This is a genomic window from Chloroflexia bacterium SDU3-3 (genome assembly GCA_009268125.1).
In the GTDB taxonomy this organism is placed as follows: domain Bacteria; phylum Chloroflexota; class Chloroflexia; order Chloroflexales; family Roseiflexaceae; genus SDU3-3.
This window is the reverse complement of sequence record WBOU01000006.1, coordinates 359,037-378,378: the sequence shown is the minus strand read 5'-3', so window position 1 is coordinate 378,378 and position 19,342 is coordinate 359,037. Positions and strand designations below refer to the sequence as shown.

Annotated in this window: 16 protein-coding genes; 6 read left to right on the top strand and 10 right to left on the bottom strand. The window is 64.8% G+C overall.

What is annotated here, in order from left to right; all coding sequences use genetic code 11:
- Positions 1-91: 91 nt before the first annotated feature.
- Positions 92-784: a response regulator transcription factor gene (locus F8S13_12725; protein KAB8143093.1), complete on the bottom strand. Its 693-nt coding sequence runs from the start codon at positions 782-784 to the stop codon at positions 92-94.
- Positions 781-2,781 carry a hypothetical protein gene (locus tag F8S13_12720; GenBank protein KAB8143092.1) on the bottom strand — a complete coding sequence of 667 codons (2,001 nt, stop codon included), beginning with the start codon at positions 2,779-2,781 and terminating at the stop codon, positions 781-783. The genes F8S13_12725 and F8S13_12720 overlap by 4 nt, the downstream gene beginning before the upstream one ends.
- Between F8S13_12720 and F8S13_12715 the strand changes: the two genes are divergently transcribed.
- Together F8S13_12715 and F8S13_12710 are read left to right on the top strand one after the other, a co-directional pair.
- Positions 2,762-6,106, top strand: a complete 3,345-nt coding sequence (locus F8S13_12715) for an efflux RND transporter permease subunit (GenBank protein KAB8143091.1) — start codon at positions 2,762-2,764, stop codon at positions 6,104-6,106. The genes F8S13_12720 and F8S13_12715 overlap by 20 nt on opposite strands.
- Positions 6,107-6,165: 59 nt before the next feature.
- Complete coding sequence (locus F8S13_12710; GenBank protein KAB8143090.1) at positions 6,166-6,657, top strand: hypothetical protein; 492 nt, start codon at positions 6,166-6,168, stop codon at positions 6,655-6,657.
- Here F8S13_12710 and F8S13_12705 read toward each other — a convergent pair.
- The gene (locus F8S13_12705; protein ID KAB8143089.1) at positions 6,654-7,487 is read right to left on the bottom strand and encodes an adenylyltransferase; all 834 of its coding nucleotides are present in this window, start codon (positions 7,485-7,487) and stop codon (positions 6,654-6,656) included. The two genes, F8S13_12710 and F8S13_12705, sit on opposite strands and share 4 nt — an antisense overlap.
- A gap of 109 nt (positions 7,488-7,596) precedes the next feature.
- Here F8S13_12705 and F8S13_12700 point away from each other — a divergent pair, with 109 nt between their 5' ends.
- Both F8S13_12700 and F8S13_12695 read left to right on the top strand, forming a co-directional pair.
- Positions 7,597-8,142 carry a hypothetical protein gene (locus F8S13_12700; GenBank protein KAB8143088.1) on the top strand — a complete coding sequence of 182 codons (546 nt, stop codon included), beginning with the start codon at positions 7,597-7,599 and terminating at the stop codon, positions 8,140-8,142.
- 704 nt (positions 8,143-8,846) lie between these two features.
- A complete protein-coding gene (locus F8S13_12695) occupies positions 8,847-9,641 on the top strand; it encodes a formylglycine-generating enzyme family protein (protein ID KAB8143087.1) in 795 nt (264 codons plus the stop codon).
- 518 nt (positions 9,642-10,159) lie between these two features.
- Here F8S13_12695 and F8S13_12690 read toward each other — a convergent pair.
- Together F8S13_12690 and F8S13_12685 are read right to left on the bottom strand one after the other, a co-directional pair.
- Complete coding sequence (locus tag F8S13_12690; GenBank protein KAB8143086.1) at positions 10,160-10,453, bottom strand: antibiotic biosynthesis monooxygenase; 294 nt, start codon at positions 10,451-10,453, stop codon at positions 10,160-10,162.
- A gap of 91 nt (positions 10,454-10,544) precedes the next feature.
- Entirely contained in the window at positions 10,545-11,468 is a 924-nt protein-coding gene (locus tag F8S13_12685; protein ID KAB8143085.1) for an NADP-dependent oxidoreductase, read from the bottom strand.
- Between the two features lie 119 nt (positions 11,469-11,587).
- On the opposite strand from F8S13_12685, the gene F8S13_12680 reads away from it, so the two are divergent.
- A complete protein-coding gene (locus F8S13_12680; protein KAB8143084.1) occupies positions 11,588-12,178 on the top strand; it encodes a TetR family transcriptional regulator in 591 nt (196 codons plus the stop codon).
- 251 nt (positions 12,179-12,429) lie between these two features.
- Positions 12,430-13,368, top strand: coding sequence for an EamA family transporter (locus tag F8S13_12675; protein KAB8143083.1), 939 nt, complete (start codon positions 12,430-12,432; stop codon positions 13,366-13,368).
- A gap of 69 nt (positions 13,369-13,437) precedes the next feature.
- Here F8S13_12675 and rsmA read toward each other — a convergent pair whose 3' ends face one another.
- The 5 genes from rsmA to F8S13_12650 all read right to left on the bottom strand — a co-directional run bounded on the left by rsmA (position 13,438) and on the right by F8S13_12650 (position 19,338).
- Positions 13,438-14,337, bottom strand: a complete 900-nt coding sequence (rsmA, locus tag F8S13_12670) for a 16S rRNA (adenine(1518)-N(6)/adenine(1519)-N(6))-dimethyltransferase RsmA (GenBank protein ID KAB8143082.1) — start codon at positions 14,335-14,337, stop codon at positions 13,438-13,440.
- A 36-nt stretch (positions 14,338-14,373) separates the two neighbouring features.
- Positions 14,374-16,146, bottom strand: coding sequence for a GAF domain-containing sensor histidine kinase (locus F8S13_12665; protein KAB8143081.1), 1,773 nt, complete (start codon positions 16,144-16,146; stop codon positions 14,374-14,376).
- Positions 16,147-16,191: 45 nt separating this feature from the next.
- Complete coding sequence (locus F8S13_12660) at positions 16,192-16,803, bottom strand: RNA polymerase sigma factor (GenBank protein ID KAB8143080.1); 612 nt, start codon at positions 16,801-16,803, stop codon at positions 16,192-16,194.
- A gap of 385 nt (positions 16,804-17,188) precedes the next feature.
- Complete coding sequence (gene mdh / locus F8S13_12655; protein KAB8143079.1) at positions 17,189-18,121, bottom strand: malate dehydrogenase; 933 nt, start codon at positions 18,119-18,121, stop codon at positions 17,189-17,191.
- Between the two features lie 290 nt (positions 18,122-18,411).
- Complete coding sequence (locus F8S13_12650) at positions 18,412-19,338, bottom strand: RluA family pseudouridine synthase (protein KAB8143078.1); 927 nt, start codon at positions 19,336-19,338, stop codon at positions 18,412-18,414.
- Positions 19,339-19,342 lie beyond the last annotated feature (4 nt).

Below are 19,342 nucleotides of genomic sequence, written 5' to 3'. Positions count from 1 at the left end.
CCTACGTCAATGATCGCGTCGCGCGCATGCCGTGTTCACCGCATGGGCAGCGACGCGGGCCATTGCCGCCGTGGCGGATCGGGCCGCGCCATCACGCCTCCTCCTCGGGTGGGAACGAGCCAAGCTCGGGCAGGTCGTCGGGGCGCACCAGGCCGTAGCGCACGGCGATCAGGGCCGCCTGGGTGCGGTCGGCCACATACAGCTTGCGCAGGATGTCGCGCACGTAGCCTTTGACGGTGTACTCGGCCAGCGAGAGCGCGCCGCCGATCTCCTTGTTGCTCAGGCCGCGCACGATCAGGCGCAGCACCTCGCGCTCGCGCTGCGAGAAGCTGGCGAAGGGATCCTCTGGCCCGGCCATGCGCTCCATCAGCCTGCGGGCGATGGTGGGGTGCAGCTGCGGGTTGCCCCTGGCCGCGCCCCGGATGGCATCCACCAGCGCGTCGCCGTCCATCTCCTTCAGCAGGTAGCCCAGCGCGCCGGTGCGCATGGCGGCGTAGAGCCGCGCGTCGTCGGTGTAGCTGGTGAGCATCAGGATGGCGGCGTGGGGCTGGGCGGCGCGGATGGCGATGGCGGCCTCCACCCCATCCATGCGCGGCATCTCGATGTCCAGCAGGATGACGTCGGGTCGCAGCTGGGCGGCCATGGCCACCGCCTCCTGGCCGTCGCTGGCCTCGCCCAGCAGGCGCATGTCTGGCTCGCCCGCGATAGTCATGCGCAGGCCCAGCCGCACCACCGCGTGGTCGTCGGCGATCAGCACGCCGATCTGGCGTTTCTCGTTGCTCATGTTGGCCTCACTGCTAGAACGGTGACGGTGGTGCCCTCGCCGGGGGCCGACTGGATCTCGACCGACGCGCCGCATGCCGCCGCGCGCTCGCGCATTCCCTGGATGCCGTGGCCGACCGCGCGGGCCGGGTCGAAGCCGCGCCCGCTGTCGCAGATCTGGAGGATGCTGGCGTGATCTTCGGCGCAGAGCGCCACGCTGGCCTGGGCCGCGCCGCTGTGCTTGAGCGCGTTGTGCAGCGCCTCGCGGGCGATCATGGCCAGCTCGGCGGCCTGGGCGGCGGGCAGCAGCAGCGCGGGCGGCGCGTGCAGCGCCACCGCCAGCCCCTGGCGCGGCTCGGCGCAGAGCGCGGCCAGCGCGGGCACCAGGTCGGCCAGGCCGCTGGCCGGGGCGCGCAGGTGCGAGAGCAGCTGGCCCATCTCGCCCTGGGCCTGCACCACCAGCTGCTCCTGGGTGCGCAGCGCCGCGCTGGCGGCGGGCGGGTCGGCATCCAGCAGCCTGCGGGTGGCGCGCAGCCCCAGCCCCATGCTGAACAGCGTCTGCTTGACCGAGTCGTGCAGGTCGCGGGCGATCCGCTGGCGCTCGGCCAGGGCGGCCAGCTCGCGCTGCTGGGCCAGCATGTGGGCGGTGCGGGTGGCCACGCGCTCCTCTAGCTCGCGGTTGACGCCCTCTAGCTCGTCGAAGGTCTCGGCGTAGGCCAGGGCCAGGGCGGCCTGCCGCAGCAGGGTGCGCAGGTCGGCCTGCTCGGCGGCGGTGTAGGGCAGGTTGCGGGCGCGCGGCCCCAGCCAGTAGTGGCCCAGGGTGCGCCCGCCCACCACCAGCGCCCCGCACCACGCGCGGCCCAGCGCGGGCGGCGGCTCGCCGCCCATGGTCAGCCGCGCGCCCGCCGCGCCGATCTGCTCGGGCAGATCGTGGGCCAGCAGGGCCTCCACGGTATCGCGGCGCACCGCCTGCGAGAGCGCCTCGTGGGCCTGGGCCAGCACGCGCTGGAACTGGAGGCGCTCGGGGTAGAAGATTCGGTCGGCCATTGCCTTTGTCCCTCGGAAGAGCGGCCTGAACAGCGCGGCGGCGGCCAGCAGCCCCAGCAGCGCGCCCAGCCACGGCGTGGCGGGCACCACCCGCCGCAGCAGCGTGGTGGCGATGACGGTCAGCCCAAAGTAGAGCGTCAGCAGCGTGATCGAGATCGCGCCCGAGATGAAGGCGCGGTAGAGCACCGTGTCGATCTGGAAAAGGTCGTGCTGCAGCACCGCGTAGCAGATCCCCGCTGGCAGGATGAGCTGGGCCAGCAGCACCACCTCGTAGGGCATTACGACGCCGTGCATCAGCCCCACGGTGCGCAGGGCAAACGGGATCTCGGCCAGCAAGATGCATGTGAAGAGGATGCGGGCCAGCTGGGCGGCACGGGTGTCGCCGCTGCGGCTGTAGTGCAGCAGCAGGCGCAGCACGGCCACCTGTAGCCCGAAGAACAGCGCCAGCAGCAGCAGCACGCCGCCCAGCGTGGCTGCGCCAGGCGGGGTGAGCGTGGCCAGCAGCAGCAGCAGCGCGGTGCCCGCGTAGCCGCCCGCGATCGCCCAGGCGGGCACGATCCGCCGAGCGGGCAGGCTGGCCACCAGGTGCAGCGCCAGCGGCGCGAGGAAGACCGTGTTGACCATACGCAGCAGCACCCAGAGGCTCAGGGTCTTCTTGATCGCGGCCTCGAACGGCTTGCCGAGGATGGCCGGGTCGGGCTGGATGCGCCAGATCAGCGCGGCCTGGATGATCGCGAAGCAGCCGAACAGCGCGGTCTGCCTGCTGGGGCGCAGCGCCGCCGGGGCCAGGCCGGTGAGCAGCAGCACCGCCGCCACGACCAGCGAGAGCGGCGATGCGGCGCTCTCGCGGGCGGGCGGCGCGGTATACAGCACCAGCGCCTCGGCGGCCAGCAGCAGCGGGATGGGCCAGATAGCGCGGTAGCGCGCCCAGCGGCCCAGGGCGGGCGTCTCGATGGTTGGCGTGGCGTGCATTGGCCTCCTCTTCCTTCAGCGCTATTGTAGCCCCCGCCCCCCGCCCGCGCCATCCCCCCAACGAAGGGAAAAAACACCCCCGCTGTGGGGGTGCCCGGGCGGGCGCGCGCCGCTATGGTGTGGGTGGGCGATAGGGCCGCTCGGGGCGCTATCGGCAGCACACGTACCCGCCCGAGCACGACGAGGCGCTGAAAACCGCATGAGTACCGAGAAGAAGCCATCGCCGAAGCCCGCGCTGGATGGCATGATCATCTCCGACACGGCCATTCGGCAGCCGGTCTTTATCACCATGATGATGCTGCTGGCGGTGGTGATCGGCCTGATCTGCTATAGCTCGCTATCGGTCAGCCTGCTGCCCGACATCAACGTGCCCGTGGTCAGCATCCGCGTGACGTACGCGGGCGCAGGCCCCGACTCGGTGGCCGCCCAGGTGACGAGGCCGATCGAGGACTCGCTCTCGACGGTCAGCGGCGTCGACCGCATCACCTCCACATCCTCGCAGGGTGTCTCCTCGATTGTGGTCGAGTTCACCGACACCACCGAGGTGGACAGCGCCCTGCAGGATGTGCGCGAGAAGATATCGGCCATCCGCAACCAGCTGCCCGACGACATCGGCGAGCCGGTGTTTGCCCAGGTGGATCCCAACCAGAACCCGATCATCACCGTGGCGATCAGCCAGGGCCAGGGCCAGACCGACCTGCGCCAGCTGGTGGATGATGAGATCGTGCCGCAGATCCAGAGCGCCCCTGGCGTGGGGTCGGTGGATGTGACGGGTGGCCAGGAGCGCCAGATCAACGTGCTGCTAGACATGAGCCGCCTGCAGTGGCTGCGCGTGCTGCCCTCCACCGTCAGCGCGGCCATCGCGCAGGCCAACGCCGACGTGGGCCTGGGCACCGCCGTTAGCGGCGGCAGGGAGTACGACCTGCGCGCGCCCAGCGTGTTCCAGCGCCCCGAGGACATCGCCAGCGTGGGCCTGGGCACCACCGGCTACACCGTGGGCGATGTGGCCACCATCGAGGATGGCCGCGCCGACGCCACCACCCTGGTGCGCCTGAATGGGAGCGACGCGGTGGTGCTCGACATCCGCAACCAGAGCGAGACCAATGTGGTGGCCGTGGCCGACGCCGCGATCGCCAAGATCGACGCGCTGGCGGCGGCCTACCCCGACCTGCAGTTTGCCGTCATCCACAACGATGCGGTGCAGGTGCGCGCCAATGTCGACGGCGCGATCGAGGAGATCCTGATCTCGGTGGTGCTGGCCATGCTGGTGGTGTGGCTGTTCTTCCGCGATGTGCGCAACACGCTGGTGACGGTGGTGGGCCTGCCGGTGATCATCATCGCCACCTTCGCCATGATGTCGATCTTCCACATCACCATCAACATCGTCAGCCTGCTGGCCATCTCGGTGGCGGTGGGCCTGGTGATCGATGATGCGATCGTGGTGCGCGAGAACATTTTTCGCCACATGGAGCGCGGCGAGACGCCCGCCGTGGCCTCTAGCCGCGCCACCGCGCAGGTGGCCGCCTCGGTGCTGGCCATGACGCTGACGATCATCGTGGTGTTCGCGCCCACCGCCTTCACCACTGGCACCACTGGCATCCTGTTCTACTCGTTTGGTATCACGGTGGCCGCCGCCATGGCGCTCTCGCTGATCGAGGCCTTCACGCTGGCCCCCATGCTCTCGGCCTACTGGTTCAAGCAGCTGCCGCCCAAGCCGCTGCACATCAAGCCCGGCGAGGAGCACCTGCCCCACGAGGCCCACGAGCAGCTGGGGCGGCTGGAGCTGGCCTACGCCCGCCTGCTGCGCTGGACGCTGCGCCACCGCATGCTGACGCTGGGCATCGGCGCGGCCTTCGTGCTGCTGAGCGTGCTGGCGGCCAGCACGCTAAAGTTCTCGTTTCTGCCCACGATCAACAACCACCGCACCGCGCTGAGCATCCAGCTGCCCCCCGGCGCGACCCTGGCCGACACCGACGCGCAGGCCCGCCAGATCGAGCAGGTGGTGCTGGCCGACCACGCGGTCGCGTCGCTGCTGTCGGTCGTTGGCCCCGGCGGCGCATCCGAGAGCGCCACCTTCCAGATCGCCCTGCACGAAGACGCCTCGCCCGACGAGGTGCGCGAGCGGCTGCGGGCGCAGCTGGGCGGCTACCCCGGCGTGATCTTCGCGCTCGACCGCGCCCAGGGCGGCCTGGCCCTCTCCACCGCGCAGCGGCCCGTGGGCGTGCGGCTGCGCAGCACCGGCGATATCGACGACCTCGCGCCGGTGGCCGAGCGCCTGATGGCCAGCTTCCGCGACATCCCAGGCCTGGACGACATGGACATGACCTATGTGGCCGGGTCGCCACAGCTGCAATTCCAGCTGGACCAAGATCAGGCCAACCGCTACGGCCTGACCAACCAGACTATGGGGGCCACGCTGCGGGCTTTGAACGACGGCGACACGGCCACCACCTACCGCGCGGCGGGCGACGACTACGATGTGGTGGTGCGACTGCGGCCCCAGGACCGCACCGACGTGGCCAACCTGGGCGCGGTGGCGCTGCCGCTGGGCAGCAGCGATGTGCCGATCAGCAGCCTGACAACTATTGTCTCGGATACCGGCCCGACCTCCATCCGCCGCAACAATCGCATGGCCGAGATCGTGATCGGCGCGAACAACATCGGGCGCAATGTGAATGATGTGCAGGCCGATATGCGGGCGCGCGTGGCGGCGGCGGATCTGCCGACGGGGGTGATCATCAGCAACGGCGGCTCCTCCGAGGATCAGAGCGAGGGCTTCCGCTCGCTGCTGCTGGCCGGGTGCCTATCGGTGCTGCTGGTGTATGTGGTGCTGGCCTCGCAGTTCGGTTCGTTCCTCCAGCCGCTGGTGATCATGCTGGCCATGCCGCTCAGCTTCCTGGGCGCGTTCGTGGGCCTGTGGCTCACCGGGCTAGAGCTGGACATCGTCTCGATGATCGGCATGCTGATGCTGCTGGGCCTGGTGGTGAAAAACTCGATCCTGCTGGTCGATTTCACCAACCAGCTGCAGGCGGCGGGCATGGGCAAGGAGGATGCGCTTGAGCGGGCGGGCGCGGTGCGGCTGCGGCCCATCCTGATGACATCGACCACCATCCTACTGGGCGCGGTGCCCTCGGCCATCGGCCTGGGCGAAGGCTCCGAGCTGCGGCGCGGCCTCTCCACGGTGGTGATCGGCGGGGTGATCACATCCACGCTGCTGACGCTGCTGCTCATTCCCACGGCCTATAGCCTGCTCCAGTCGCTCACCGCGCGCGTGGGGCGCGGCCAGCAGCCCCAGGCCGCGCCCGCGCCCGCAGGCGACGACTAGGGCGCGTGGCACGGCGGCTGCTCATGCTGGGCAGCGGCAGAGCGAAGGAGCAGACGATAATGGCATATGAGGCATACGATCAGGGCGCTGGGCGGGCGGCCCGCTACGCGGCGGCGCTGGGGCTGTGCGCGCTCACCGGGGCGCGCTCGGCGGGGCCAGCCGCGCTGGTGCGGCTGCTGGGCGGCGGGCGCGGCGGGCAGGCGCTCAGCGCCGCGCTGGCGGCCGCCGCCCTGGGCGAGCTGGTGGGCGACAAGCTGCCGACCACGCCCGACCGCACCAGCCCGCCCGCGCTGGCCGGGCGGGTGGCCATCGGCGGGGGGCTGGGCGCGCTGCTGTGGCACCGCGAGGGCGGCGCGGCCTGGTGCGGGGCGGTGGCTGGGGCGGCTGCGGCGGCGCTGGGCACCTACGCCACCTACCACCTGCGCCGCTGGCTTGGCCGCGCCCTGGCCGCGCCCGACCCGCTGCTGGGCGCGGCGGAGGATGCGCTGGTGCTGGGCGCGGGGGCCTGGCTGGCGCGCAGGCTGGGCGCGGGCCTGCCCAGCGCCAGCTAGCCGCCGACCTCGCGGCTAAAGTAGCCGATCACCTGATCGGCGATATGCTGCGGGTAGTCGAGGCCGCGCTGGCCGAAGATCTCGACCGCATCCTGGTTGAAGGTTCGCATCCCCGCGCTGATCGCCGCCGCATATGCGGCGGCGTCTGGCGTGGTGAAGTAGCCCAGCAGGTGCCGCTGCTTCTCGTGCGGCACGCACTGCCGCACCTTGGTTTCCCACGCTCCCCAGTCGAGCGTATCGTAGGCCGTCAGCAGCAGGTCGACGTGGGCGTGGAACAGAAAGTCCATATTCTTGATGATCTTGAAGATATCGCCGCGCTTGAAGTACTTGACCTGCATCTCGGCGTGAAACCAGTAGGTGTCGAAGCAGCGCTGCGGGTCGGGCAGGGCGCTCTCGGTGCGCAGCCCACGGTCGAGCAGCGCGGCCACATCGCCGCTGGCGTCGTAGATGATGTGCTCGCGGGTGCAGCCCTTCAGGTGCTGGCGGCACCACCAGTTCTCAACATGATCTTCGTTGAGGATAAAAAAGTCCAGCTGGTGCAGATTCTGCTTGATCCGTATGAGATTGCAGAAGTTCTTAAAGTACGCGCTGTTGTAGTCCTCGGCCCAGCAGATCAGCAGCTCGTCGCAGGCGTGGCGCACGAATCTGGCCACATCTAGCGAAAACGCCTCGAAGTGGCGCTGGGGCACCAGAAACACTGGGTCGTAGTCGGAGTACTGATCGGACGCCCCGTGGCTGATCGACCCATAGTGCCAGCCGCCCTTGCAGCGCGGGTCGGCCTTGATCACCTCAATCATCCGGCTGAATCCATCGACAAGATCAGGATGCATGCGTGGATACTCCTTTGTATGCGTCTCCTGCCCGTAGATTGCGCTCGGGCAAGTAGTGTCGCCTTTGTGGCTCTTTTACGGCGATATGGCTATGCTGCGCTCTCTCTAGATGAATTACCACCGCCATGGGGCCTATTTTGATCGTAGGCGCTGGGATGTGTGCGTGGGCTACGTGGCGAGCGCGGTGGAGCGCGGCGCGCCGGCCCGCTTCGGCTTCACGGGCGAGCTCCAGCAGGGCAGCAGCGTGCACCTGCGCGCGCGGTGGTACAATGCCGCCAGCGGCAGCTTCGCCAGCGTCGACCCCTACGCGGGCGACCCCGCCAACCCCGCGCCGTATATGTACGCCTCCAACCAGCCGACGCTGTTCACCGACCCGAGCGGGCGGTGTATCTTTTTTGCAGGTGTTGATGCGGTGGGCTGCATTCTCATAGGCGCGGCAATCGCGGGAGGCGCGCTGGCGGTCGGTTTATCAGTTAATCAGGCAGTATCACAGTGTGGCTATGCGCACTGCTTTGATGGATTGTGGCCAGATGCCGCTACTATAGAAAACAATAGTGCCCAGATTGCTCGTGGATGGGATTTTGTTTCCCGAGGTGGCCAGGGTATGTGTGGACAGACAACAATCAGTTCTCACAACAAGCGCCGACCGGGTTGACCCACACCGGGCATCCCCAGCCACCCATTTAGTATGAGCCGCCCACCGGGCCGACACAGCGCAATCCGTCAATGGAGGTCTCGGGCTTCCCGCTGCCTGGGCCATCCTGCCCGGATCAGGAGGGCTTCAGCCTCAATGGGCCATTCGATTGGTCCTCGTTCCGCACCCCGCCCATGGACCCAGGCCCGCAGGTACATGGGCCGCAGGTATCGGCTATAAAAATGGGAAGGATTAATATTCTTGATTATCCTATAGGCACAGGATTTTCTGGAGTGTATAATCGAGAAACTGTCAAATATCTACTTATGCCTAGCAGTAGCGAGTTAACCACTGAACAGGAAGATGCTGGGTAGGTTCGGAGGAAAACAGGACATATTACAGTTCAAGAGCAGTTGCACGAAAAGGGTTTAGTTACTGACTATTATCAAGATGTGGGTTTTGCGATAATTTACGTAGAATATAACAAGCTAGTAGTAACATTTCGCTCTATGGGTGTAAATCAGCCTTTATATGGCAGTTCTTAACCACCTGCGGAAATTATAAATGAAGTAATGGATTCTATATTTCAGGACGCTCCCGGTATTACTGTAGATATAATGGATAGTTACCCATGATATATCTATAGTAAGTAAAATAAATATCCAATATAACCGTATTGAATTTATGTAAATATGGTTATATTGGATGGATGAAAGGGTGAAAGAATGAGCATTCAAATAGGGTCTCCTTTCTTATTAGACATTATCGACTTACCTGATGGTGCAGAACCTTTAATTTTACGTTGGATCGAACCTGGAAAGATTCGAATGGGTAGTAGTTGGTTAAACGAAAAAGAAAAATGCTTTGATGTTTATCTTACTGAAGGCTTCTGGATTGGACAATATGTAATTACCGAAGCACAGTGGTATACTATCACCGCATCATGTATGCCAAAGATAGATAAAGAAACATACAATCGACCTATTGTTCAAGTCAGTTGGGAAGAAGCTATATCTTTTTGCGATATACTTAATGCTAAATTTTCCGATCAAATTCCAGGTTTATATCAATTTAGCTTACCCTCAGAAGTGCAATGGGAATATGCTTGCCGAGCAGGAACAGAAACCCGATACTATAATGGTAATGAAGAAGCTTATCTTGATCAAATCGCTTGGCACAAAGAAAATAGCGGCGGAATGCTGCAGCCTGTAGGAAAAAAAGAACCTAATCAATGGGGATTATATGATATGATAGGAAATGTTATGGAGCTATGCTTTGATGAACCCAGTATCTATCCTAGTAGCGTTGTTTTTGACTGGATTGGTAAAAGTTCATCATTCACAACAAAGCGTGATCAACATATTGCATCTCGATTTCATATTTTTCGTAGTAGTCATTTTGCGATGCCCCATAACTCAGAACTAGTTTGGGCCACATTTTTTGACGAACCTGCTCTTATTAAGTATGACCTCAAAAGTCCTTGGATAGGCTTTCGAATAGCATTGCGAGTTGTGCAATAGAAGAAAACATCGCAATTTAATAGGCTCTTTCTGACAATCCGATATCGGGGTAGGCCTATTTATGCATCTTTGCAATTTACAACGCTAAGGAAATGCTTCACAAAACCGGGCTAATTGCTATCTTCCACCTTGGTCTTCCTGCCGCGCACCAGCAGGATGCGCCGCCCCCCCCACCGCGCCCCTACCTCCTCCCTCAAAACTTCACATAATCCACCGCGTTATCATCGAGGGTCTGCACGTCGTGCGCATACCGCATGGTGGTGCGCGGACCCTTGTGCCGCGCCGCCGCCTGGGCCACGCTAGCCCCGCCCCGGATGGCCAGGGTGACGAAGCTGTGCCGCAGCGCGTGCGGCAAGCGGCCCTAGGCTAGGGCCGACTCTAGCTCGGCCCTGGCCCAGCGCTCGGCCAGGATGAAGTACCCGGTTGGGATGGCTCCAACCCACCTCCAGCATGCCCTCGCCGCTACTGCTATCAATCTCATTGGCCGACAGCAGCTATCTCGGCTCAACCCCTAAGAGTCAAGACTTTATCTCAAAGTGCTCCACAGCGGCTGGCGCGGCGGCGAAGGGCGCAATCATGGCATACCACTCGGAAAACAGCGGCCCTTGCCGGAAAGCCACGGTGTGGTCTTCCAGCGTGTCCCAGAAGGCCTGCAGGATGTAGCGCTCGGGGGATTCAATGCCATGGTGCACCTTGCAGCCCTGAAATCCCTTGGCGCGCACCGCCACTGTGTCGATGCCGCGCTGGACGGCCTCTTCAAAGGCTGCGTTCTGACCGGGGTGAATACGGATGTCGGCAAGTTCAACAATCATGGGAAGCTCCATTCGTTAGCGATACAAGAAAGAGATATCGACCGATGATGTGGTCGTCACTATCCATCCGTGCTGGATGGCCAAGCCAGGCTCACCCCATGGGGATGACGACCAGTTTTCCTGCGGGTGAACTGGTGTTCTCAAGCTCGATGATGGCCGAGATCGCCTCGGACAAGGGCACGGTTCGGCCAATGGTCGGCGAGAGCTTGCCTTGCTCTACCGCTTCTACAAATTGCGGCGTCGCGTGCCCCATAACGGTCTGATGGCGGGGCGAGAGCATGCTCCAGATCATCTTTGAAGCTGTTGGAACAATATGCAGCGCCACACCGCCGCGTTTGAGCATCGTGCCACACTGGCGCAGCGACAGCGCGCCATGCGTATCGAACACCACATCGAAGCGACCGCGATAGGCATTGGCATTGAAGGCGCGATAGTCAACGGCTTCCTTGATGCCCAGGGCCAGCGCCTCATCACGTCGGGATGCACCACAGCTGCCAGTGACCTCTGCGCCGCGCATCCCAGCGATTTGCACTGCGATACGCCCAACCCCCCCAAGGCAGCCCGCGATGAAGACCCGCTGGCCAGCTTGCAGCTGGGCCTTGTCGATCAGCGCAGTCCAGGCCGTCCCGGCGACCACGGGCAAAGCGGCGGCCTTCTCGAACGAAAGGGACTGCGGTTTGCGGAAGACCATCGTATCATCGGTGACCAGCGCCTCGGCGAATGCGCCCGCCGCCTTCAACCCCGCTGCGCCGTACACCTCATCACCGACGTTGAACCGGGTCACATGCGGGCCCACGGCCTCCACAACGCCCGCGAAGTCGTGGCCGAGGCCGCGCGGAAACGTGCGGCCCGTGATCAATTTCATCTCGCCTTTGAACATCTTCCAGTCCATCGGGTTGGCGGCTGCCGCCTTGACGCGAACACGGATTTGCCCGGGGCCGGGGTCGGGGGGCGTAAAATCCTCTAGGCGTAGTACCTCCGGTCCGCCGTAACGATGATATTGGATACGCTTCATCCCCACTCCTTTGCGCTACTCCCATCTGTGGGCTACAATATGTCAGTGACTGACTATACCACAAATGTCAGTCACTGACAATACCCAAAATGTCAGTGGCTGACAATAAGGAGCCTCCAATGCCTAAAAAGAGTGCCGAGGCGCACCGCAAGTTGCAGCAGGCGGCTTTAGAGCTGTTCCGCGAGCGCGGCTACGAGCAGACCACAGCAGCCGAGATCGCGGCGCAGGCTGGGGTGACGGAGCGAACCTTCTTCCGGCATTTTGCAGACAAGCGTGACATCCTGTTCGACCGCGAGGTGAGCGTGCAGGCCGCGCTCGCTGAGGCCATCGCCAGCGCGCCTGCTGATCTTACGCCGATGCAGGTTCTGCTGCTCGCCTTCCATGGGATGGAAGCGATCTACGAAGATAATCGTTCATTCTCGGCACCTCGGCAGGCAATCATCGCCGCGACACCGGCCTTACGGGAGCGGGAGCTAACCAAAATGGCGGCCATGATCGCGGTGCTGGCTTCGGCGCTGGAGCAACGAGGGGTCGACCCAAAGCTGTCGACCCTGGCTGCCCAAGTCGGCACGGCGGCGTTTACCTACGCGCTGATGGAGTGGCTTGACGATACCTCGTCTGGGTTGGGTGCTCATCTGGATCGCGCCTTCAATCAGCTCGTTCTGTTGTCCTCGGGGTTTCGGGAGCAATGGCATGAAACGTCCGGTTAGGTGGAATCGTATAGACGGCCCCATCGCATAGCCGCGCAAGGAGTGCATTTCCCCCTTCTCTGAGAAATTCACATCATCCACGGGTGGGGCGAGCGGCCTACATCTTCCCTTGGTGTCTTGGAGCCATAGAGGTACATCGTTCTTCGCGCCTTCGTGGTAAAGAGCGCTCGGCCCCGCCGCGCGCCGCGCGTTCTCGCGTACAATAGGGCGATAATCTTGGCCCGTGTGTGGCAACGATAGCGAGAACACAGATGCAACAGGCGACGAAGAGCGTGCCAGCGGCGCGCTCGTTTGATTTCCGGGTCTTTTCGGCCTACGCGGCCATCTACATCCTCTGGGGGTCGACCTTCCTGGCCATCTGCTACGCGGTGGAGAGCATCCCGCCCTTCATGCAGAGCGGGGTGCGCGCGCTGATCGCGGGCGGCATCCTGATGGCGTGGGCCTGGGCGCGCGGCGAGCGCCGCTTCCGGCTGGCCGACTGGCGCAGCGCAGCGGTGGGCGGCTTCTTCTTCTTCGTGGTCTGCCACGGCCTGCTCAGCTGGGGCGAGCTGCGGGTGCCCTCGGGCGTGGCCTCGGTGGTGCTGGCGCTCATCCCGATCTGGGTGGTGCTGCTGGACTGGCTGCGCCCTGGCGGGGTGCGGCCTGCGGGGGCCACGCTGTTCGGCGTGGGGCTGGGCTTCGTGGGCCTGGTGATGCTGGTGGGGCCGGGGGCCTTCGCGGGCGTGGGCGGGCTGGATGTGGTGGCCACCATCGCGCTGGCGCTCTCGGCGCTGGGCTGGGCGGTGGGCACGATCTACAGCCGCTACCGCCCGCTGCCCTACTCGGCGGTGGCCACCTCGGCGCTGCAGATGCTGGCGGGCGGCGCGCTGCTGATGCTGATCAGCGCGGCCAGCGGTGAGTGGAGCGCGCTCACCCCCGCCATCCTGGACACGCGGGCCTGGCTGGCGGTGCTCTACCTGGCCGTGGTCGGCTCGGTGATCACGTTCAGCGCCTACAGCTGGCTCATCCAGGCCAGCTCGCCCTCGCGGGTCTCGACCTACGCCTATGTGAATCCGGTGGTGGCGGTGTTTCTGGGCTGGCTGCTGGCGGGCGAGCAACTGACGCTGCCCACCATGGCGGCGGCGGGGGTGATCGTCGCGGCGGTGGTGGTGATCATCACCAGCCAGGGCCAGGCTGCGAAAGCGCGCTAGCTGGCGTGCAGATGCCAAAAAGCGGCCCGCGACCCAGGCCTGGGTCGCGGGCCGCTTGCTGCGCTGTGGCTAGCGCGGGTGCAGCGCGGGCAGCTGCTGGTAGAGCGCCTGCCACTCGGCGAAGGTCAGCGTCTCGGCGCGGCGGTCGGGGTTGATCTGGGCGGCGGCCAGGGCCTCGCCCATCTGCTCCTTGCTCACCTGTACGCCGATCGAGGCCAGGCCGCTGGGCAGCGCGTTCGAGAGCTTCTTGCGGGCCTGCAGGAACCCCGCCTTGATCAGGCGCATGTGGCTGGCGATCTCGGCCTCGGGCACCAGCGGTTGGGGCCGCACCCGCAGCCGCATGATCGCCGAGTCGACGGCGGGCGGCGGCAGGAAGCTGCTGCCGGGCACCTTCTCGATGATCTCGGCCTCGGCGTAGACCTGCACCGAGTGGGCCAGCACGCTCAGGTCGCCGGGCTTGGCGGTGATGCGCTTGGCTACCTCCCACTGCACCAGCACCACCAGCACCGTGGGGCGCTGGGCTGATTCCAGCAGGTGCCGCAGCACCGCACTGGTGATGGCGTAGGGCAGGTTGGCCACCACCTTGTAGGGCTGGCCCAGCAGCTCGGCGGGCGCGCCGTTGGCGGCCAGCGCGGCCTCGGGCGCGATCTTGAGGATGTCGGACTGGACGATCGAGAGCTTGGGGTCGTGGCCCAGCTCGGTGTGCAGGCGGGCGGCCAGGCGCTTGTCCAGCTCCACCGTCACCACGCGGGCGGCGCGCTGCAGCAGCTCCCAGGTGAGCACGCCCAGGCCGGGGCCGATCTCCAGCACGGTGTCGTCGGGGGCCAGCTCCGCCGCGCGCACGATCGTCTCAAGGGCGTAGGAGTCGAGCAGAAAGTTCTGGCCCATGCCGCGCGTGGGCGTCAGCTCTAGCGTGCGCAGCGCGGCCTTGATGCGGGCGGGGTGGATGTAGGGATTCTCTAGCGACATGCAAAACCTAGTGCGGCGGGCGCAGGGGCCGCCGCGTTATGTGAGCGGAACAATAATCTTGACAGTGGTGCCCTCGCCGGGGGCCGAGTACAGCTCGGCAGCGCCGCCGATCAGCTTGGCGCGCTCCTCGATGTTCAGCAGGCCGAACGAGCCGCGCTGCTCGTAGGATGCCAGCACCTTCTTCAGCTCGAAGCCCAGGCCATCATCCTGCACAGTGGCCTCCAGCCGGTTGTTGCTCTGCTTCAGGCGCACCCAGATATGCTTGGCCTTGGCGTGCTTCAGCGCGTTATTCACCGACTCCTGCACGATATTGAACAGCGTGCTCTCGGCCTTGCTGTCCAGGTCGGCGGTGATTTTGTCGGCCTCAAGGATGACCTGGGTGGCGTTGCCCTGGAAGCGCTCGACATACTGGCGCAGCGTGTTGTCTAGGCCCTGTTTCTCCAGCACCAGCGGGCGCAGCTCGAACAGCAGGGTGCGCACATCGTGGGTGGTGCGCTTGGCCAGCGCGGCCAGCTTGTCCAGCTCCGGCTCCACGCGCGAGGGGTCGCGCTCCAGCAGGCGCTTGATGAACTCAAGGTTCATGGTGATCGCCGCCAGAGCCTGGGCCGGGCCGTCGTGCAGGTCGCGGGCCAGCTGGTGTCGCACGTCCTCCTCTTTCGAGATCAGCTTATTGCGCTCCTCGCGCAGGTCGTGCACCAGCTGGGCGTTGTGCAGCGCGATAATCGCGTAGTTGGTGAGCGCCGTGACCATGGAGAGCTGGTTGGCGTCGAAGGCGTTGTCATCGCTGGCGGCGATCACGAACATGCCGTAGCTCTTCAGCCCGGCGCGCATGGGCACCACGCACGCCGAGCGGCATGTGCGCAGCGCCTCGAAGATCTGCAGCTCGGGGTGCTGGGCGGGCGCGCCCACGATCACCGGCTCGCCGGTGCGCATGGTGTTGCCCACCGGGCCATCGGTGGTGATCGGGCGCAGCTGCTTATCGTTCTCGCTCAGGCCCACCGATGCGGCCACGTAGAGCTCATCTGGCATGCCGGTGGAGAGCAGGGTGAGCGCGCTGGTGTAGGGCACCAGCTTGCGGCACTCCAGCAGCATCACGTCCATCACACTCTGGTAGTTCATGGTGGTGGAGAGCGTGTAGGCCACCTCGAACAGCGCCTTGGTCTGCTCGCGGTAGGCCAGGGCCTCGTGGGTGGCGCGCTGGGTCTCCTGGCGGGCCTGCACCACGCTGTGGCGGTTGAGCTGGCCGCTGCGGTCGGCCAGGCCGCCGGTGAGCCATGGCACGATGATCAGCGCGGTGCAGCGCATGGCCAGCGCCACGATCGCCAGCAGGTTGGATGTGGGGCCAAGCTCGATCTGCATGCGCAGGGCCAGCACCGCCGCCACATAGCCGCCCGCCGCCAGGCAGCCCAGCAGCAGGCTGCGGCGCGCGTTCATCTGCATGCCAGCGCCCACCAGCGGCAGAAAGTACAGCGGGTAGAACAGATCGCCGCCGCTCTGGCCGAAGTAGGCCAGTAGCGTGATGATGATCACATCGACATAAAAAGCTAGCCGATTGATTGACGTCAACGGCTTGACAAACAGGGCCAGGGTTTCGAGCAGGCTAAACAGCGCGTGGAAGCCGATGATCAGCACCACCGGCTGGCGCATCCAGGCAGGCGAGAGCAGCTGGTCGCCGGTGATTAGGCCGCTGATCAGCACCAGCACCAGCACCACCACCCATCGGACCGCCAGGTAGAACGCCTCGCCGCCGAACACCACCTTTCGACTCCCAGCCGCCTGTGGTTGGACCGAGTTATCAGTAGCCGCCAATGCATCCCTCCAGCAAGAAACAGTGAAGATCAGGGGATACGGTCGCTAGATCTGGTCGAGCAGCGCGCTGGCCCCGCCGAAGCGCCGCACCAGCCGCTGCTTGAGCAGCTTGCGGGCGTGGAAGAGCCGCGATTTGATCGTCCCTTCGGGCAGCTCAAGGATCTCTGCGACCTCTTGGATCGAGTACTCGTGCAGGTAGAAGAGCGCCAGCACCGCGCGGTGGTTCATGGGCAGCTCCTCCAGGGTCGCGTGCACGATGTCTTGGATCTCGTGCTGCTCGGCCAGGTGCTCTGGCGAGCGCCCGTGGGGGGCGAAGAGCCGCTCGGTGAGCAGCGTGATCGGCTCCATGAGGTTCCAGCCCCGGCGCGCGCTGTTGTACGAGAGATTGGCCGCCACGCGATACAGCCAGGGCAGCAGCGGCTGCGAGCCATCGAGCTTGGTGGCGTTGGTGTACAGCCGGTAGAAGGTGTCCTGCAAAATCTCTTCGGCGGTCTCGTTGCTGCGCGTGATGCTCTGCGCGAGGGTGTAGATCGGCCGACGATAACGCGCAAAAAGCTGCTCAAGGGCGTCGATATCGCCCTGGGCAACTTGCATCAGCAGCAACGCATCGTTCGGTTGTCGATCATCCTTCTCGCTATTTAGCATACCTATGCACATTCTGCGCCGTTGCCGACGTTTGCGCTGGCATTGCGCAAGAAGGATACCACAAAATAGCGATGTTGGTGTAGGGCTATGGTATCGGCGCTGGGCCTATGCGCTCTCAGCAGAGAACGATTCTTTTACCACCAAGACTCCAAGACACCAAGGAAGAAAAGTGAACGAATACCCATGAAGCATGAAGATTCGACGAGAAAAGAGATAAAACCTTTGCGCCTTCGCGTCTTCGTGGTGAAAATTTTCGGTTACGTAAGAACGCGTAGGCCCTGGGTATCGGCGGCGGCGCGCCCCATGGCCTCAATATGCGCAGAAGGACCAGAGCGTATGCTCCGGTCCTTCTGGAGAGCGCTGCGATTCCTACGTGGAATCGGCCTCGTCGGATGTGCTAGATCATCGCCTTCAGCGCGGCCACCGAGCTCGCCACGGCCTCGGCGCTCTTCTTCACCTCGGCCAGCTCGGCCTCGTTCAGCGGCAGCTCGATGATCTTCTCCACGCCGTTCGCGCCCAGCACACAGGGCACGCCGAAGTAGATATCGTTCAGGCCGTACTCGCCCTCTAGGTAGCAGGCGCAGGGCAGCACGCGCTTCTTGTCGCGCAGGATGGCCTCGACCATCTGCACTGTGGCGGCGCTAGGCGCGTAGTAGGCCGAGCCAGTCTTCAGCAGGTTCACGATCTCGCCGCCGCCCTTGCGGGTGCGGTCGATGATCTTCTCCAGCTTCTCGCCCTCCACGAACTCGGTGACGGGGATGCCCGCCACGGTGGTGAAGCGGGGCAGCGGCACCATCTCGTCGCCGTGGCCGCCCATCAGCACCGCCTGGATGTCCTCGACGGACACGCCCGTCTCCTGGGCGAGGAAGGTGCGGTAGCGGGCGCTGTCCAGCACGCCGGCCTGGCCGAGCACGCGGTTCTTCGGGAAGCCGCTGACGGTCTTGGCCAGGTAGGCCATGGTGTCCAGCGGGTTGTTGACAATGATGATCACCGCGTTGGGCGAGAGCGGTGCGGCCTTCGAGATGCAGTCGCGGGTGATGTTGGCGTTGATCTTGATCAGATCCTCGCGGGTCATGCCGGGCTTGCGCGGCGCGCCCGAGGTGACGACGATCACGTCCGAGCCAGCGGTGTCGGCGTAGTCGTTGGTGCCGACGATGTTCAGGTCGTAGCCCTCGATCGGGGCGGCCTCAAGCAGATCCAGGCCCTTGCCCTGCGGAACGCCCTCGACGATGTCGAGCAGCACCACGTCGGCAAGCTCTTTCGTCGCGATCCAGTGAGCGGCGGTAGAACCTACGAAACCAGCCCCGATGATGGTCACTTTCGAGCGCATGGAAAGCCCCCTTATAGGTGATCCTTCGCGGCACGTGCGGCGAAGAATCGACGATTCTTGCGGAGCGATGATAATACATGTTTGGTGGCGTTGTAAAACGCCCGCACCACTGGAGTATCGCCCCTGAATATGTGGTGCACTGTAGATTGTACTTGCAGATCGGCGTGTTGAGCGTTACCGAACTGCAATTTGCAAGCGGCAATCTGCAATTATTGTGCCATTTTAAAAAGATAGCTCCTGCGGAAGAGAAAGCCTCCGCAGGAGCATGGCGTGGTGCCTGTGGTGCGATGCTAGCGCGCCCTGGCCCGCAGCTTCTCCAGCGAGGCCGCTAGGTCGGGCGGCAGCGGCGACTCGCAGCGCACCGGCTGGCCCGTGCGCGGGTGGTCGAAGGCCAGCTGGTAGGCGTGCAGGAACTGGCGCTGCAGGCCGAACAGCGCTCGGGGGCGCTTGGGGCCATACAGCGCGTCGCCCAGCACGGGGCGGTGTATGTGGGCGAAGTGCACGCGGATCTGGTGGGTGCGCCCGGTCTCCAGCTTGGCCTCCACCAGGGTGTACTCGCCCAGCTCCTCGATCACGCGCCAGTGGGTGCGGGCCTCGCGCCCGCCTGCCACGATCGCCATGCGCAGCCTGTCGCTGGGGTGGCGCGCGATCGGCGCATCCACCACGCCCGTCTGCTGCTTAAAGCGGCCATCGGCCACCAGCAGGTAGCGCTTGTCCATGGTGCGGGCCTGCTGCTGCTGCTGGATGGCGTGCAGCGCGGCGTCGTTGCGGGCGATCACCAGCAGGCCGGATGTGTCGCGGTCGAGCCGGTGCACGATGCCGGGGCGCAGCTCGCCGCCCACGCTGATGCCGGGGTAGCGCGCCAGCAGCGCGTTCACCAGGGTGCCGTGGCTGTGGCCGGGGGCGGGGTGCACCACCATGCCCGCTGGCTTGTCGATCACCACCAGGTCGTCATCCTCGTAGACGACCTGCAGGGGGATGTCCTCGGCCTCGATCGCCACCGGCGCGGGCGGTGGGCGGCGCACCGCCACCACGTCGCCGGGCTGGATGGCCGCGCTGGGCTTGGCGGGCTGGCCGTTGACCAGGATCTGGGCCTCGTCGATCAGGCGGCGGGCCATGCTGCGCGACAGATCCTCGATCTGGTCGGAGACATAGCGGTCGAGCCGCTGGTCGCGGTGCTCGGGCTGGGCGGTGAGCAGGATATCTTCTTCTTCCACCGCG